Source organism: Methylobacterium sp. Leaf94 (assembly GCF_001426045.1).
Lineage (GTDB): Bacteria > Pseudomonadota > Alphaproteobacteria > Rhizobiales > Beijerinckiaceae > Methylobacterium.
Genome location: NZ_LMRM01000012.1, coordinates 57,905 through 73,578 on the forward strand (window position 1 = coordinate 57,905; position 15,674 = coordinate 73,578).

The window sequence follows — 15,674 nt, forward strand, 5'->3', positions numbered from 1 at the left end:
CGGACCCCGTATCAGGCCGCGTCGCGCTGGTGCGTCCGGTCGGACCGCGCGTCCGCGCGATCCGGCAGGGCGAAGGTCCGGCGGGTCAGGATGTCCGTGAGGTCGGGCGCCGGCCGGGCCCGACTGAAGAGGAAGCCCTGCAGCGCGTCGCAGCCTTCCGCCTCGAGGAGGGCGGCCTGCTCGGCCGTCTCGACGCCCTCGGCGACGACGCCCATGTTGCAGGCCTTGCCGAGGCCCACCAGGGCCCGGACGATGGCGATGGCGCCCCCGTCCTGCCCGAGGGTGCGGACGAAGGACTGATCGATCTTGAGCGTGTCGAAGGGAAACCGGCGCAGGTAGCTGACGCTCGAATAGCCCGTGCCGAAATCGTCCATCGCGATCCGGACACCGAGGCTCTTCAGGCGATGCAGGATCCGGAAGGTGTCGGCGTGGTCGCGCAGGAGCACGGATTCGGTGATCTCCAGTTCCAGCCGGCTCGCCACGAGTCCGGCGCCGATCAGCGCCCGCGTCACGTCCTCGACGAGGTCGCCGCGGAGGAACTGCACGGAGGAGAGGTTGACGGCGATCGTGAGCGTGTCCGGCCAGGTCGCCGCGTCGCGGCAGGCCTGGGCGAGGACCCAGGCGCCGATCGACCGGATCAGGCCCATCTCCTCGGCCAGGGGAATGAAGGTCGCCGGACCGATCAGGCCTTCCTGGGGATGGCGCCAGCGCAGCAGCGCCTCGAAGCCCTTGAGGGTCCGGGTCCCGGCCGCGACGAGGGGCTGGTAGTGCAGCTCGAACTGCCCGGCCGCCAGGGCGCGCCGCAGCTCGGTCCCGAGCTGGTGCCGGCGCTGGATGTCCACGTCCATGTCGGTCTCGAAGAAGCGCCAGGTGCCCCGACCCGCCGCCTTGGCCTGGTACAGGGCCACGTCGGCACGGCGCAGGACGGCGTCGCTCTCGGTGTCCGTCGGCTCCACGAGGGCGATGCCGATGCTGGTGCCGATGACGATCTCCCGGTCCTGGACCGCGAAGGGCATCTGGAGCATCGCGACGAGGCGCGCGGCGAGATCGGCCGCCTCCCCGGGCGCGACGATCCCGGACTGCACGATGGCGAACTCGTCGCCCCCCAGGCGCGCGACGAAATCGGACGGGCGCAGGCATTCCCGCAGGCGCTGCCCCGCCAGGCACAGGAGGGCATCCCCGGCCGGATGACCCAGGGTGTCGTTGACCCCCTTGAAGCCGTCGAGGTCGAGGTAGAGCACCGCCGTCCGCCTGCCGCCGCGGCCGGCGAGCACGCCCGCCATGTGCTCGCGCAGGAAGGCCCGGTTGGGCAATCCGGTCAGCGCATCGTGGCGCGCCATCCGGACGATCTGCGCCTCGCTCCGGCGGCGCTCCGTGACGTCCTCGTGCGTGCATTGCCAGCCGCCCCGGATCGGAACGTGCTTGACGGCGATGGCTCGCCCATCGGCGAGATCCCAGGTGAAGGAGGCCGGCGATCGCGCGGCCTCCTCCGGGGCGGGCCAGGGCGGAGCGCGATCGCCGTTGCTCGCCGTGAGATAGGACCGGATGGCCGCCAGCGTCGTGCCGGGCTGGCGCAGGTCCGGCGGGACGCCGTGCAGCGCGACGTAGCGCGCGTTCATCACGATCAGCCGGTTGTCCTGGTCGAACAGGCAGAGCCCTTGGGTCATGGTGTCGAGGGCGACCCCGAAGCGGGCATATTGCGTGCGCAGCGCGTGCTCGCTGCGGGCCCGCTCCTCCGCGCGCAGGAGCCGTTCCTGGCCGCCGGCCTGGCGCCGGCCGAGCACGAAGAGCCCGACGAGCCCGAGGTCGAGGAGGCCGGCGGCCGCGCCCAGCACCGTGGCCTGGCGGCGCCAGGGCGCCAGGGCCGCCGCGGTGGTGCGGCTGACGCTCAGGGTCGCCGGATAGGTCGAGAGGGCCCGGGTCGCGATGAGCCGGTCCTGCTGGTCGATCGGGCTGACGGTCCGGGTGACGCCGCCGGCCTTGTTCTGCAGGGCGATCAGGGCGGCCCCGGTCGTGGTGTACCCGCGTCCGATCGCGTTGTCCCGGTGCGGATGGCGCACCAGCAGCACGCCGTCGGTGCGGAACAGCGAGATCACGTAATCGGGCTGTGGCGCGATCTGGCCGTAGAGGCCGGCGAAGTACTCCAGCTCGACCGCGCCGAGCACGAGCCCGAGGAACGTCCCGTCCGGGGCGGAGATCTTGCGGGCGATGTACAGGGTCCAGGTTCCGTTGCCGCGGTTCTGCACCGGCTCGCTGACGAAGCGCTGGAGCAGCGGGTCCGAGGCCAGAGCCTTGAAGTAGGCCCGGTCGGCGATGTTGACGTCCGGGATGGGCCAGAACCGGGTGAAGTTGCGCAGGGTCCCGGTGTGATCGACCACCGTGACGGCGTTGACCTGGGGCAGGGCCGCCGTGCGGGCGCGCAGGGACTCGTGCATGGCGCGCGTCGAGACCTGGGCCGCGAAGGCCGCGGGCGTGGCGATCTCGGCGGCGCGGATCTCGTCGATGAGGGCGTCCTGCACGAGCTCGATCGCCTGCAGGGCCCGGTCGGCCTGGTCCGCCAGGACGGTGGCGAGGCTGACGAGGTTCTGCTCGGTATCGGCGACGGCCCGGCCGTGCAGGTCCGCGATGAAGAGCCCCGCCCCCGCGGCGATCGCCAGGCCGAGAACGCCACCCGCGGATGCGAGCAGCACGATGGAGCCGGCGTGAAGGGTTTTCGCCAGGGCGATCAGATGAGCCGATCGCTTCCGAACGCTGGCCGTAAGCATGTTCCTATCCTTGTACCGCCACGGCGGCACAGACATCGCCCCGGAGCGACTCGGCGTTGCTTCCCGGGGGGCGCCAAGTGCTCGGCGCTCCAGCGCCTTCCGGTGGATCAACGTGGGAACGCCTTAATTTTCCGTCCGTGCTTTCCGGCGGAATCTTTGCTCCGCCCGCGCCGAAACCCGTGCCGTCGACGCGCGGCCTCCCGCGGGACCGCGTTGCTCGCCCCTCGGAATCTGCTAGAGCGGCCCATCGCTCGCGGACGCTGCGCACCCCGTCGCGGAGGCCTCGGCGGGCGGTCTGCGGGCCGCGGGGGGGGCGTTCATCACGAATCCGGGAGCCGCCACGTTGACCCAGCCCGAACCCGGCGTGCACGCCCTCGCGGTGCGCGTCTATTACGAGGACACCGACTTCTCGGGCTTCGTCTACCACGCGAGCTACCTGCGTTTCATGGAGCGGGGACGCACCGAACTCCTGCGCGGGCTCGCGGGCGACCAGTCCGACCTGCACCGGGACGCGGCCGGCCTGCACTTCGTCGTGCGCCGCATGGTGATCGACTATGCCAAGCCGGCGCGGATGGACGACCTCCTCGAGGTCCGGACCTGGACGACCGCGATGAAGGGCGCCTCGATGCACCTCGCCCAGGAGGTCCGGCGGGACGGCGCGGTGCTGGTGAAGGCCGAGGTCGTCGTCGCCTGCGTGCGCGACGGTCGCGCGATCCGCCTGCCCGACAGCCTGCGGCGGCTCCTGTCCCCGGAGCGCGACGACCCCGATCCCACGCCCCGGTCATCGTAGCGGGGCCTGTGCCGACGTCCGGTCCCGCGCCCGGAGGTGGCCGCGTCCGCGTCAGATCTTGCGGACTTCGCCCAGGAAGAGCTTGACCGCGCCCGCCACCGCCTCGATCTCGCGATTGAGATCCGCGGTCGCGCGCAGCATGCTCTGGGCCGCGTCGGCCGAATCCGTCGCGCTCGTGGCGACGGCGGCGACGCTGGAACTCACCGTCTCGGTCCGGCCCGAGGCCTCCTCGACGCTGCGGCGGATCTCGGTGGCGGTGGCCGACTGCTCCTCGACGGCCGAGCCGATGGAGATGGCGCTCTCGTCGATCCTCCCGATGATGCCGGCGATGCGCTCGATGGTGGAGGCCGTGGACGTCGTCGCGGCCTGGATCATCGCGACCTGACGGGACACGTCGTCCGTCGCCCGGGCGGTCTGGGCCGCGAGCTCCTTGACCTCGCTGGCCACGACGGCGAAGCCGCGTCCGGCCGGCCCGGCGCGGGCCGCCTCGATGGTCGCGTTGAGGGCGAGGAGGTTGGTCTGGCTGGCGATCTGCCCGATCATCCCGACGACCTGGCCGATATGGCCGGAATTCTCGGTGAGGGCGCGCACGCGCGTCACCGCCTCGCGGGCCTCCTCCACCGCCTCGCCCGTCACGGAGCGGGAGCGGTCCATCTGCTGCGTGATCTCGGCATTGGCGGTGTTGAGTTCCTCGACGGCGCGGGCCACCGTCCGGACGTTGGCAGAGGTGCCGGACGCGCCGCGCGACGCCGTCGCGGCGGCCGCGGAGGTTTCGCCCGTCTTCTCCAGGACCTGGTTGGCCGCGTGGCGCAGGGTGTCGGTGGCACCGCCGGCGCCGTCGAGGGCCGCCCGGATGGCCCCGTCGAAGGCCGTGATCGCGTCGGCGAACGGTGTCACGTCGGCCCAGGACAGGACGGCGGCGATGTAGGCGCCCTGCGCCATCACCGCCGAGACATGCAGGTCGAGCGTCTTGGGGCCGAGGCGGATCTTCGTGTGCCAGGGCAGGCGCGACGGGTCCGCCACGATGCTGCGCTGGTGCTGGGGGGTCTTGTGAAACACATCCATCGAGGTTCCGACCATGCGGTCGGGATCGACGTCCTGGGGCAGGTCTCGCCGCAGCGCGTGCATGGTCTCGATGCTGCGCCGGTTGGCGAACGTGATGTTCGCGCTCACGGGATCGACGACGAGCACGTTGACCGGCAGCGCATCGAGGACCGCTTCCAGATCCATCTGCGGCGAGACCTTGGCCCGGTTCTCGGCGTGGGGGCGGCGCCATGCGTCCAGTATCGTTCTCTGGGTTTTCATCGTAGCGACCCGCCGGAATTCGGTCTTCGATAGCAATGATCTAGTTTTATCTGTGATGATGCTTAAAATTTCGTTAAAGCGCAGTTGAGCCGTTCGTGTTCAGCCTCTGGACAAATGTTGTTCTCCGGCGGCCTTCGCCGAGGACGCGCGGCGGACATCCCGATCCCTCGGCCCCCTCCGGGGCTCCGCCCGCGCGGGCCGCAAGGGAATGTTAACCCTGCCGGGTGCTTAACTGCCCTCGGGCCGGACGGGTGCACTGCACACGGCCGGCTCATACTTTCGACAGATTCGCGGGCCATTGAGCCTTGAAATCGCTCAAAGTTCCGGTTGAAGCGCGCAGGACGGACCACCGGTTCCGTGACGGCTCCGCGCGGGGTTTTTCGAGGATCATGTCATGAACCCAGCCGATGCCATGCAGGCGATGCCGGCCCCCGACATGACCCTGCTCGGCCTGTTCCTGCAGGCGCATTTCGTCGTCAAGATCGTGATGCTCGGGCTGATCGGGGCCTCGATCTGGTGCTGGTCGATCATCGTCGACAAGACCCTCCTGTTCCGCCGCACCAAGGCTGAGATGGACGCCTTCGAGGAGGCCTTCTGGTCCGGCCGCTCCCTGGAGGAGCTCTATCGCTCGTTCAACGACCGGCAGCCGGTGGGGCAGGGCGCCCTGTTCGTGGCCGCGATGCGCGAGTGGAAGCGCTCCTTCGAGGGCTCCGGGCGCCAGATCCAGAGCCTGTCCCAGCGCATCGACAAGGTGCTGGACGTGACGATCCAGCGCGAGGTCGAGCGCCTCGAGTCGCGCCTGCTCTTCCTCGCCTCCATCGGGTCGGCCGGTCCCTATATCGGCCTGTTCGGCACGGTCTGGGGCATCATGACCGCCTTCACGTCGATCGCCGCCTCCAAGAACACCTCGCTGGCCGTGGTGGCGCCGGGCATCGCCGAGGCGCTGTTCGCCACCGCCATCGGCCTGTTCGCCGCCATTCCGGCGGTGCTCGCCTACAACAAGCTGCAGTCCACGGTGGCCAAGAACCAGTCGCGCCTCGAAGGCTTCGCCGACGAGTTCTCCGCCATCCTCTCGCGGCAGATCGACGAGCGCCTCTCGCTCGTCGCCTGACCCCACCCCCACACCCGAGGAACGATCATGGGCATGGCCCACGGAGCAGCGCAGGGTGGCGGCGGACGGCGTCGGCGGGGACGCCGGCACGCGGCCATCAACGAGATCAACATGACGCCGTTCATCGACGTCGTGCTCGTGCTGCTGATCGTCTTCATGGTCGCGGCGCCGATGATGACGGTGGGCGTGCCCCTCGACCTGCCGCAATCCAAGGCGAGCCCGCTCAATTCCGACACCAAGCCCGTGACCCTGTCGATCCGGCAGTCGGGCCAGGTCTTCCTCGGGGAGAGCGAACTCTCCGACGACACCATCGTCCCGAAGCTCACCGAGAGCTCGAAGGCCGGCTTCGAGGAGCGCGTGTTCGTGCGTGGCGACAAGCGGGTCGATTATGGCCGCGTCGCCCAGGTGATGGCGATCGTGACCGGCGGCGGCTTCAAGAAGGTCGCCCTGGTCACCGAGCCGGACCAGAAGTAGCGGGCCCGGCGGTGCGGATTCCCTTCAAGCGCAGTGAACCGGGCGTCTGGGTCTCGGCGGCGACGCATGTCGGCCTGCTGACGGTCGCCCTGCTCTCGGTGGCGGCGCCCGCCCTACCGGACGCGCAGGAGGGCGTGCCCGTCGAGGTGATGACCGAGCAGCAATATTCGGAACTGACCAAGGGCGAGCGCAACGCCGATGCGCCCCAGCCCAACGCCAAGCCGCGTGCCGACCGCGTCGCCGAAAAGTTCGAGGAGCGCGAGCCCGAGAACGCCAAGGTCGATGCCCCGGCCCCGCCGAAGCGCCCCGCCGACATGAAGGTGGCGAGCGCCGAAGAGATGCCGCTGCGCTCCAGCGAGCCCGATCCGCAGGACGCCAAGGCCGAAGCCGCCAAGGCGGAAGCGGCCAAGGCCGAAGCGGCGGAAAAGGCCGCGAAGGCGGACGCCGCGAAGGCTGCGGCCGCCGCCGAAGCCAAGGCCGCCGCCGCCGCCGAGGCGAAGGCTGCCGCCGCTGCCGAGGCGAAGGCTGCCGCCGCTGCCGAGGCCAAAGCCGCGGCGGCCGAAGCCAAGGCAGCCGCCGCCGCGAAGGCCAAGGCCGAGGCCGTCAAGCGCGAGCAACTCGCCGAACTCATCGAGAAGCAGGAGGCGGAAGCCGAGGCCAAGGCCGAAGCCGCCGCCAAGGTCGAGGCTGCGAAGGCCGAGGCGAAGGCGGAGGCGGCCCGCAAAGCACGGGCAGAGGCCAAGGCGAAGGCCGACGCCGAGGCGAAGGCCGAGAAGGAAGCCGAGGCCAAGGCGAAGGCGGTCGCGGAGGCGAAAGCCAAGGCGGAGGCGGACGCCGAGGCCAAGGCCGAGGCCGCCGCGAAGGCCAAGGCCGAGGCCGCCGCCAAGGCGAAGGCCAAGGCGATGGCCGACGCCAAGGCGAAGGCGGATGGGGAAGCGAAGGCCAAGAAGCAGGCCGAACTCGCCGACAAGTTCAGCGCGGGCGACATCCGTTCGCTCCTCGCCTCGAAGGCGCCCTCGCAATCCACCGGCGCCACCGGCCGCGAGGTGCAGCGCACCGCATCCCTGGGCGCGGCCTCCGGCAACGCCCAGCGCCTGTCGCCCTCCCTGCGCGATGCCCTCGTGGGCATGCTCCAGCAGCAGATCGAGCGCTGCTACGTGGCGCCGCCCGGTGCCACCCAAGGCGTGGTGCTGCCGATGCTCGACATCCGGCTCAATCCGGACGGCACGCTGACCTCCGAACCGCGCATCATGCGGGGCGGCGCCAACGCGGTCGATCGGTCGATCGCCGAGGCGGCTCAGCGCGCCGTGCGTCGCTGCGCGCCCTACAAGATCCCGGCCCAGTACGCGCCGTATTACAACGACTGGAAAGCCATCAACGCGGAGTTCGAGTTCTCGCGGGTGTGATAGGCCCGTCGGAGCGTGACCGCGTCGAAGCGTGCGGATGCCCGGCGTTCACGGGGGTCGAGGCAAGCCCTCGGCCCGATCCGCCAGGACAGGCGCAGATCCGCAGCCACGCTCCCCTCCGACCACATCGACGATCCTCGCATTCCCACGACCACGGAATCGATCATGCATCCCAGTCTTCCCAAGGGCCTGACGTCGCTCCTCGCCCTCCTGGCCCTCGTCCTGTGCGGCCTGAACCCGGCTGCGGCGCAGCTCAACCTGCGCATCGGCGGCGGGTCGTTCCAGCCGATGCCGATCGCGGTCACGGATTTCTCGGGGGATCCGAGCCTGGGCCTCCTCGTCTCCAGCGTGGTCACGAACAACCTGCGCCGGTCGGGCTACTTCACGCCCGTCGAGAAAGCGAAGTTCCCCGAGGCCCCGGGCTTCGATGCGGTCCCGGGTTTCGAGAAGTGGAAGGCGGCGGGCGTTCAGGCCCTGATCACCGGGCGGGTGGCCCGTGACGCCTCGGGCAAGCTCAAGGTCGAGTTCCGCCTCTGGGACGTCACCTCGGGCCAGCAGATGACCGGCCAGCAATACGGCACCGATCCGGCCAATGCGCGCCGCACCGGCCACCTCATCTCGGACGCGGTCTACACCAAGATCACCGGCCTCGGCCCCTGGTTCGACAGCCGCATCGCCTTCGTGGACGAGTCCGGCTCGAAGGAAAACCGGCGCAAGCGCCTGATGGTGATGGACCAGGACGGCGCCAACGTGCGGGCGCTCACCAATGGCGACAACGCCGTGGTCGCGCCGCGCTACTCGCCGGCGACCCAGGACATCGCCTTCATGACCCAGACCACCGGCCAGCAGCCGCGCATCCAGGTCATCAACCTCGAGACCGGCAGCCGGCAGGCCCTCGGCAAGTCCGGCTCGATGAGCACCAGCCCGCGCTTCTCCCCCGACGGCCGTCGTCTCGTGATGAGCGTCCAGGAGGGCGGCAACGCCGACATCGTCATCATGGACCTCGCCTCGAAGGCGCAGACGCCGGTCACCAACGGCAATGCCATCGACACCTCGCCGACCTTCTCGCCCGACGGCAGCCAGATCGTGTTCGAGTCCGATCGCGGCGGCTCGCAGCAGATCTACGTCATGAGCGCCTCGGGGGGGACGCCCACCCGCCTCTCCTTCGGCGAGGGCTCCGCCTCGCAGCCGGCCTGGTCGCCGCGCGGCGACCTCATCGCCTTCACGCGCCAGCGCAAGGGCGGCTTCGCCATCTGCGTGATGAAGCCGGACGGAACGGGCGAGCGCGTGCTCACGGAAGGCTTCCACAACGAGGGCCCGACCTTCGCGCCGAACGGCCAGTACGTGCTGTTCTTCCGCGATCCGGGCGGCCAGGGCGGCGGCAAGCTCTACATGGTCGACATCACCGGCAAGGTGGAGCAGCCGGTCCCGACCCCGTCCTACGCCTCGGACCCGACCTGGTCGCCGCTGCTGTCGGGGAAGTAGGACGGGACGCGCGCGGCGGCCGTGTCAGCCGCGCTCGTAGCCCGTGGTTCGGCGCACGAAGCTGAAAGCCGAGCTCAGCGATGCGCCGGCGGCGCCGGTCACGGCCTGAACGGCACCGACTGCCGCCTGAGCTGCCTCGCTCGCTGTCGTCGCCAGGGACGAATCCGCGTGTCCCGGTCCGTCGACCGTCTGGGTCATCCGCTGTGAGGCCCGAGCGAACCCCCGTCGCAGTACTTCCCGATCGTTGCTGATCAGCGCCGGAAGCCGCGGGTCGGCCAGGGCGATCAGCAGGCCTGCGTCCTGGAACGTGATTTCCAGCAGCGTCTGAGGTTGGGATTCCTCGGCCGACACCGAGGTCAGGGCGGTCGCGGCGAGCAGCGCCGTGCCGCTCAGATCGATGTTCGATGCGAGGGCGAGACTTCCCTTCAGACCTTCGAGAAGTTGCCCGCCCCAGTTCCGGTTGCCCGCGATTTCTCCGTGCGCCTCGACGGCGAGGATGCTCTCGACGGAGCGCTCGATACCGTCCGGGCTGGTCAGAACGCCCGACTCATAGGTGCCTCTGCCTCTTCCGCAATTTCCGGCAACCACCTTGATGTCAGCCATTGCAGCCTCCTGCAGGATTTCTACGCCTGCGTGCAGGCCGCTGTCATGTCGAAAAGCTCGGCCGTGCCGGCGCGATGGATCGGCAACGGGGCTCCGAGACATCGTGTAAGGCACTGTTTACGCAGGCTTTATCCCTGGTGTGCAGCGAATCGGGCGGCTAAGGGATAAATCCGCCCTTCATTCCGCCGGCACGAGCCGGTCCCGGGCCCGCAGCGCGGGAAACACCCGGCCCCAGAGCGCCGCGACGAGGAGGGTGGCGAGGCCGCCCGCCACCACGGCCGGGACGGCCCCGATCAGGGCCGCCAGGGTGCCGGATTCGAACTCGCCGAGTTCGTTCGAGGCGCCGATGAAGACCGAGTTCACTGCCGAGACCCGGCCGCGCATGGAATCGGGCGTCTCGCCCTGCACGAAGGTCTGGCGCACGAACACGCTGATCATGTCGGCCGCCCCCGTGACGAACAGGCAGGCCATGGAGAGGGGCAGGGAGGTCGAGAGGCCGAAGCCCACCGTGGCGAGGCCGAAGATCCCCACGGCCTGGAGCATGCGCAGGCCGGCCCGGCGCTGCAGCGGCCGGTAGGCGAGGGCGATCGCGGTGAGCACGGCGCCGGCCGCCGGCATGCTGCGCAGGACGCCGAGGCCGAGGGGGCCCACATGCAGCACTTCCGCCGCGAAGATCGGCAGGAGGGCGGTGGCGCCCCCGAGGAGCACCGCCACGAGGTCGAGGCTGATGGCGCCGAGCACCACCGGATGCGTGCGGATGTAGGTCAGGCCGGCCGAGAGGGTCTCCCAGGTCACGGGCGGGCGCTCGGCGATGGGGGCGGGCCGGAACCGGATCGCCAGGATGAGGGCGCTGGCGAGCGCGAAGCTCACGGCGGCCGCCCCGAAGACCACCGCTGGTCCGAGGGCGTAGAGGAAGCCGCCGGTGGCCGGGCCGAGGATCGAGGCGCTCTGCCAGAGCGAGGCGTTCCAGGCGATGGCCGAGCCGAACAGGGGGCGGGGCACCAGGGTCGGCAGCAGGGCCTGCAGGGCCGGGTTGGCGAAGGCGCGACAGGTGCCGATCACGACGACGAGCCCGTAGATCGGCCACAGGGTCGTGGTGCCGAGCCAGGCCGCCAGGAGCAGGCCGAGATCCGCTGACGCAAGGGTCGCGTAGGCCAGGGCCGCCACGCGGCGGCGGTCGTAGGTGTCGGCGACGTGGCCCGTCACCAGGGCCGACAGCATGGCGGGCAGGAAGCTCGCCAGGCCCACGAGGCCCAGGGCCAGGGCCGAGCGGGTGATGTCGTAGACGAACCACCCCACCGCCACCGCCTGCATCTGGAAGGCGAGGCCGGTGAGGAAGCGGGCCGCTCCGAAGAGGCGGAAATCGCCGTTGCGGAAGACGTCCCAGCGCGGCGCGGCATCGGTGCTCATGCGGCCGTGCTGGGGCAGGGCGGTTTGCGCGTCAAGCGCAAGGATGACGGGGCGGACTGAACCGTGCAGCCGCGGGGCTCGACCGTCCGCGGCGCGACCGGCCCGCCGGCGGAGACCTTCGTCAGCGCCGCACTTCGGTCAGGGTCGCACTTCGGTCAGGGCCGCACTTCGGTCAGGGCCGCACTCCGGTCCGCGGCCGCGAGGGGCACCGCCTGCAGGGCCTCCAGCACCAGGCCGGGCGTGAGGATCTGGGGCAGGACCGTGGGCTCGCCCGCACCGGCGTAGAGGAGGTAGAGCGGGACGCCGCTGCGGCCGTGGCGCTCCAGCAGGCGGGTGATCTCGGGGTTCTGGTTGGTCCAGTCGCCCTTGAGGGCGGTGATGCCCCGCGCCTTCAGCCCGGCCTGGACCGCCTCGGCGCGCAGGGCCACGCGCTCGTTCACCTGGCAGGTGATGCACCAGGCCGCCGTCATGTTCACGAAGACCGGCTTGCCCTGGGCCAGGAGCCCGTCGAGGCGCGCCTGGGTGAAGGCGCTACCATCGGCCTGCGCGGCGTCGGCCCCCGCCCGGTCCCGGTCGAGGCCGAGGGTGAGGATCGCGAGGGCGGCGAGCGCCGCCACGGCGGTGCCGCGCGCGACCCAGGTGCCGGCCGGGCCGGCCCCGTGCCCGCGCTCCCAGGCCCAGGCGGCGAGGCCCACGAGGACGAGGCCGACCAGGGCGGCGAGGAGCCCGGCCGAGCCCACCTGCTGCGACAGCACCCAGACCAGCCAGGCCACGGTGGCGTAGATCGGGAAGGCCAGCGCCCCCTTCAGGGTGTCCATCCAGGCGCCGGGGCGGGGCAGCCGCCGCAGGGCCGCGGGCCAGATCGTCAGCGCGAGGAAGGGCAGGGCGAGGCCGAGGCCGAGGCTCGCGAAGACCGCGAGGCTCACGCCGGCCTCCTGGGTCAGGGCGAAGCCCACCGCCGAGCCCATGAAGGGGGCGGTGCAGGGGGTGGCCACCACGGTGGCGAGGATTCCGGTGAAGAACGAGCCTTCCAGGCCGGCCCGCCGGGTCAGGCCGTCCCCGAGGCCCGCGATGCCGGCGCCGAGATGGACGACGCCCGACAGGCTGAGTCCCATGGCGAGCAGCAGGTAGGCGAGGCCCGCCACCACCAGGGGCGATTGCAGCTGGAAGCCCCAGCCGATGCCGGCGCCGGCCCCCTTCAGGGCGATCAGCAGGCCGGCGAGGGCCAGGAAGGACGCGAGCACGCCCGCCGTGTAGGCGAGGCCGTGCAGCCGGACCCGGCCCGCCGGCTCGCCGGAATGCCGCACGAGGCTCAGGACCTTGATGGACAGGACCGGGAAGACGCAGGGCATCAGGTTGAGGAGGAGGCCGCCCAGGAAGGCGAGGCCGGCCGCGCTCCAGAGGGTCAGGCTCTCGGCCGGGGCCTGCGCGGGTGTGGGCGCCATCGCCGCGTTCGTGGTCGCGGCCGAGGCCGTCGCGACGGCGGTGACGTCCGGGGCCTCCCCGACGGCGTAGGCGCGGCGCACGGGTCCGTCCGGCGTCGCCTCCGCGAAGGTCAGCACCCCCGGCAGGGTCGCGGGGGCCGCTGCGGAGGTGTCGCCGCGGGCCAAGTCGATGTGCAGCCCATCCGCGTCGCTGCGCGCCTCTTGGGGCGCCGCGTTCTCGATGGCGGTCTCCGCATAGGGGAAATAGGCGACGTCGGACGCCGCGAGCCCGGCCGGCGCGGCGAGGTGCACCTGCAGACGCCCGTTCTCGGCGCCGTAGCGCACCGGCCAGGGGGCGGGCGCGGGCAGGGCCGCGCGGGCGGCCTCGAACAGCATCATCGATCCGGGCGCGACGCCGGTGCTGGTGCCGGTCTGCGCCACCGGCAGGGTCAGGCGCAGCTCGGCCGAGCCCGGCACGCATTCGCGCTCGCAGACGAGGTAGGTCAGCTTGGCCTGGAGCGTCACCGGCTTGGCCGAGGCCAGCGTGGCCGGCGGGGTCACCTGCGCCAGGAGGACGGCCTCGTCCTCGTAGCCGTAGTTCATCAGGTGGGCGACCGGGATGCGGCTCGGGCTCGGCCACTGGATCGGCCCCGCCGAGAACCCGGGCGGCAGCGTCCAGGCGACCTCCGGAGCCAGGCCGGAATCGCCGGGATTGCGCCAGTAGACGTGCCAGTGCGGCCGCATCACCAGGCGGATCCCCACCGTGAAGGGCTCGCCCGGCCGGATCGCGGCGGGCTCCCCGACGAGGCTCGCCTTCACGAGGTCGGCCGGCACCTTGAAGCCCTGCGCGGAGGCGATGGGCAGAGCGAGGCCGAACAGCGCGAGCGCCAGGGCGAGAAGCCGGATCATAGAATCCTGTTCGGAGATGGAGGCGGGCAGGTTACGTCCGTTCGGCCGGAGCGCAAAATCCCGAAGCCGCGAGATCCCTTGTCCCCGCCTTTCCGCGCCGCCGAAAGGCGCAGGATGGTCGCAAGGGCCGTCCGGCGCTCCGGCCGGGCCGGGGTCAGACCGACGCCGCCATCGGCCGGGTCGCCGCCGCCAGCCAGGCCCGCGTCGCCCCGTCGAGGTCCGGTTCCAGCGCCTCCCGCACGCGGGCGTGATAGGCGTCGATCCAGGCCGTCTCCTCCGGGCTCAGGAGCTCGGGGCGGATCAGGCGACGGTCGAAGGGCGCCAGCGTCAGGGTCTCGAAGCCGAGCATCGGGCGCTCGCCGCCGGGCACGTCGCGGGCCTCGACCAGGACGAGGTTCTCCAGGCGGATGCCGTAGGCGCCGGGCCGGTAGTAGCCCGGTTCGTTGGAGAGGATCATGCCGGGCTCGAGGGCGACCGTTCCGGTCTTGGCGATGCGCTGCGGCCCCTCGTGCACCGACAGGAAGGACCCCACGCCGTGGCCGGTGCCGTGGTCGAAGTCGAGGCCGGCCTCCCAGAGGGGCAGGCGGGCGAAGGCATCGATCTGCGCGCCCGTCGTGCCCTTCGGAAACACCGCCCGGGCGATGCCGATATGCCCCCGGAGCACGCGGGTGAAGTGGTCGCGCATCGCCTCGGAGGGCGTGCCGATCGCCACCGTCCGGGTGATGTCGGTGGTGCCGTCGCGGTATTGCGCCCCGGAATCCACCAGGAACAGCTCCCCGGGCCGGATGCGCCGGTCGGTCTCGCGGCTGACCCGGTAATGGACGATGGCGCCGTTGGGGCCGCTGCCGGAGATCGTCGGGAACGAGACGTCGCGCAGCAGGCCGCCCGCGGCGCGGAAATCCTCCAGGGCCTCCACGGCGGCGATCTCGGTCAGCGTCTCGCCCTGGTCCGCGAGCCAGGCGAGGAAGCGGGTCACGGCGACGCCGTCGCGCAGATGCGCCGCCCGGGTGCCGACGATCTCCGCTGCGTTCTTCACCGCCTTCATGGCCGTGATCGGGTCGGGGCCGAGATCGGCGACGCCTCCGGCCGCCTCGACCCGCTGCTTGAGGGCGTATGCGGCGGTGGCGGCGTCGAGGCGCAGGCGCGCGGCGTTCGCCGCCTGCGCCGCGAGGCCGTCCGCGAAGGCCGCGCGCGGGTGGAGGTCGGCGAGCGGCGCGAGGGCGGCGCGCAGCTCCGGGCTCACGGCGGGCGAGGTCAGGTAGAGGGCCGCGCGGCCGTCCCGCGGCACCAGGGCGTAGCCCAGCGCCAGGGGGGTGTGGGCCACGTCGCTGCCGCGCAGGTTGAACGCCCAGGCGAGGTTGTGCGGATCGGAGATCACCAGGGCGGCGTCGTCCGCCTCGGCCAGGGCCGTGCGGATGCGGGCGAGCTTGTCCGCGGCGGACGCGCCGGCGAGCTCCGGCGGATGGGCGACGACGGGCCCCGCCGGCGGCCCCGGCCGGTCGGTCCAGACCGCGTCGACGGGGTTCCGGTCCACCGCCTGCAGGCGCGCGCCGGCCCTGGCCACCGCGCGCTCCAGGCGTGCCACGCTGTCGGGGGTGTGCAGCCAGGGATCGTAGGCCAGCACCTGGCCGGCCTTGATGTGGGCGCCGATCCAGGCCGCGACGCTGGTCTCGGCCAGGGGCACCGGGGTGATGAGGGCGGTGTCGACCTGGGCCGGCGCCTGCAGGGTGTAGCGCCCGTCGACGACGAGGGCGGCTTCTTCGGACAGGATCACGGCGGTGCCGGCCGAGCCGGTGAAGCCCGTGAGCCAGGCCAGGCGCTCGGCCTGGGGCGGCACGTATTCGGACTGGTGCTCGTCGGCGCGGGGCACCACGAAGCCGTCGAGGCCGGCGTCGCGCAGGGCCGCGCGCAGGGCCCGGATGCGGTCGGCCCCGTGGCGGTGGCTCGGATCGTCGAAGGTCTGGAAGCGGGCGCGGGTCATGGCGCCCAGGG

11 protein-coding genes are annotated in these 15,674 nt (G+C 71.7%); 5 read left to right on the forward strand and 6 right to left on the reverse strand.

All coding sequences use genetic code 11. The features are described 5' to 3' along the window. Positions 1 to 11: 11 nt before the first annotated feature. Entirely contained in the window at positions 12 to 2,765 is a 2,754-nt protein-coding gene (locus tag ASG63_RS08695; RefSeq protein ID WP_056214479.1) for a bifunctional diguanylate cyclase/phosphodiesterase, read from the reverse strand. A 343-nt stretch (positions 2,766 to 3,108) separates the two neighbouring features. Here ASG63_RS08695 and ybgC point away from each other — a divergent pair, with 343 nt between their 5' ends. Further along, the gene (ybgC, locus tag ASG63_RS08700) at positions 3,109 to 3,555 is read left to right on the forward strand and encodes a tol-pal system-associated acyl-CoA thioesterase (RefSeq protein WP_056214484.1); all 447 of its coding nucleotides are present in this window, start codon (positions 3,109 to 3,111) and stop codon (positions 3,553 to 3,555) included. 51 nt (positions 3,556 to 3,606) lie between these two features. On the opposite strand, the gene ASG63_RS08705 is transcribed toward ybgC, so the two are convergent. Further along, complete coding sequence (locus tag ASG63_RS08705; protein WP_200957537.1) at positions 3,607 to 4,860, reverse strand: methyl-accepting chemotaxis protein; 1,254 nt, start codon at positions 4,858 to 4,860, stop codon at positions 3,607 to 3,609. A gap of 394 nt (positions 4,861 to 5,254) precedes the next feature. Here ASG63_RS08705 and tolQ point away from each other — a divergent pair, with 394 nt between their 5' ends. The 4 genes from tolQ to tolB all read left to right on the forward strand — a co-directional run bounded on the left by tolQ (position 5,255) and on the right by tolB (position 9,336). Continuing rightward, on the forward strand, positions 5,255 to 5,971 hold the full coding sequence (tolQ, locus tag ASG63_RS08710) for a protein TolQ (RefSeq protein ID WP_056214491.1): 717 nt from the start codon (positions 5,255 to 5,257) through the stop codon (positions 5,969 to 5,971). A gap of 27 nt (positions 5,972 to 5,998) precedes the next feature. Next, positions 5,999 to 6,445: an ExbD/TolR family protein gene (locus ASG63_RS08715; RefSeq protein WP_056214495.1), complete on the forward strand. Its 447-nt coding sequence runs from the start codon at positions 5,999 to 6,001 to the stop codon at positions 6,443 to 6,445. 11 nt (positions 6,446 to 6,456) lie between these two features. Then, positions 6,457 to 7,851, forward strand: a complete 1,395-nt coding sequence (tolA, locus tag ASG63_RS08720) for a cell envelope integrity protein TolA (RefSeq protein WP_056214498.1) — start codon at positions 6,457 to 6,459, stop codon at positions 7,849 to 7,851. Between the two features lie 165 nt (positions 7,852 to 8,016). Continuing rightward, positions 8,017 to 9,336 carry a Tol-Pal system beta propeller repeat protein TolB gene (gene tolB, locus ASG63_RS08725; protein ID WP_056214500.1) on the forward strand — a complete coding sequence of 440 codons (1,320 nt, stop codon included), beginning with the start codon at positions 8,017 to 8,019 and terminating at the stop codon, positions 9,334 to 9,336. Between the two features lie 24 nt (positions 9,337 to 9,360). Here tolB and ASG63_RS08730 read toward each other — a convergent pair whose 3' ends face one another. From ASG63_RS08730 to ASG63_RS08745, 4 genes are all read right to left on the reverse strand, one after another. Continuing rightward, positions 9,361 to 9,939 (reverse strand): hypothetical protein, encoded by a 579-nt coding sequence (locus ASG63_RS08730; RefSeq protein ID WP_056214504.1) that lies wholly within the window; start codon positions 9,937 to 9,939, stop codon positions 9,361 to 9,363. A gap of 177 nt (positions 9,940 to 10,116) precedes the next feature. Continuing rightward, positions 10,117 to 11,349 (reverse strand): MFS transporter, encoded by a 1,233-nt coding sequence (locus tag ASG63_RS08735; RefSeq protein ID WP_056214508.1) that lies wholly within the window; start codon positions 11,347 to 11,349, stop codon positions 10,117 to 10,119. Positions 11,350 to 11,504: 155 nt separating this feature from the next. After that, positions 11,505 to 13,682, reverse strand: coding sequence for a protein-disulfide reductase DsbD family protein (locus ASG63_RS08740; protein WP_056214513.1), 2,178 nt, complete (start codon positions 13,680 to 13,682; stop codon positions 11,505 to 11,507). A 154-nt stretch (positions 13,683 to 13,836) separates the two neighbouring features. Continuing rightward, positions 13,837 to 15,663: an aminopeptidase P family protein gene (locus tag ASG63_RS08745; RefSeq protein WP_056214516.1), complete on the reverse strand. Its 1,827-nt coding sequence runs from the start codon at positions 15,661 to 15,663 to the stop codon at positions 13,837 to 13,839. Positions 15,664 to 15,674 lie beyond the last annotated feature (11 nt).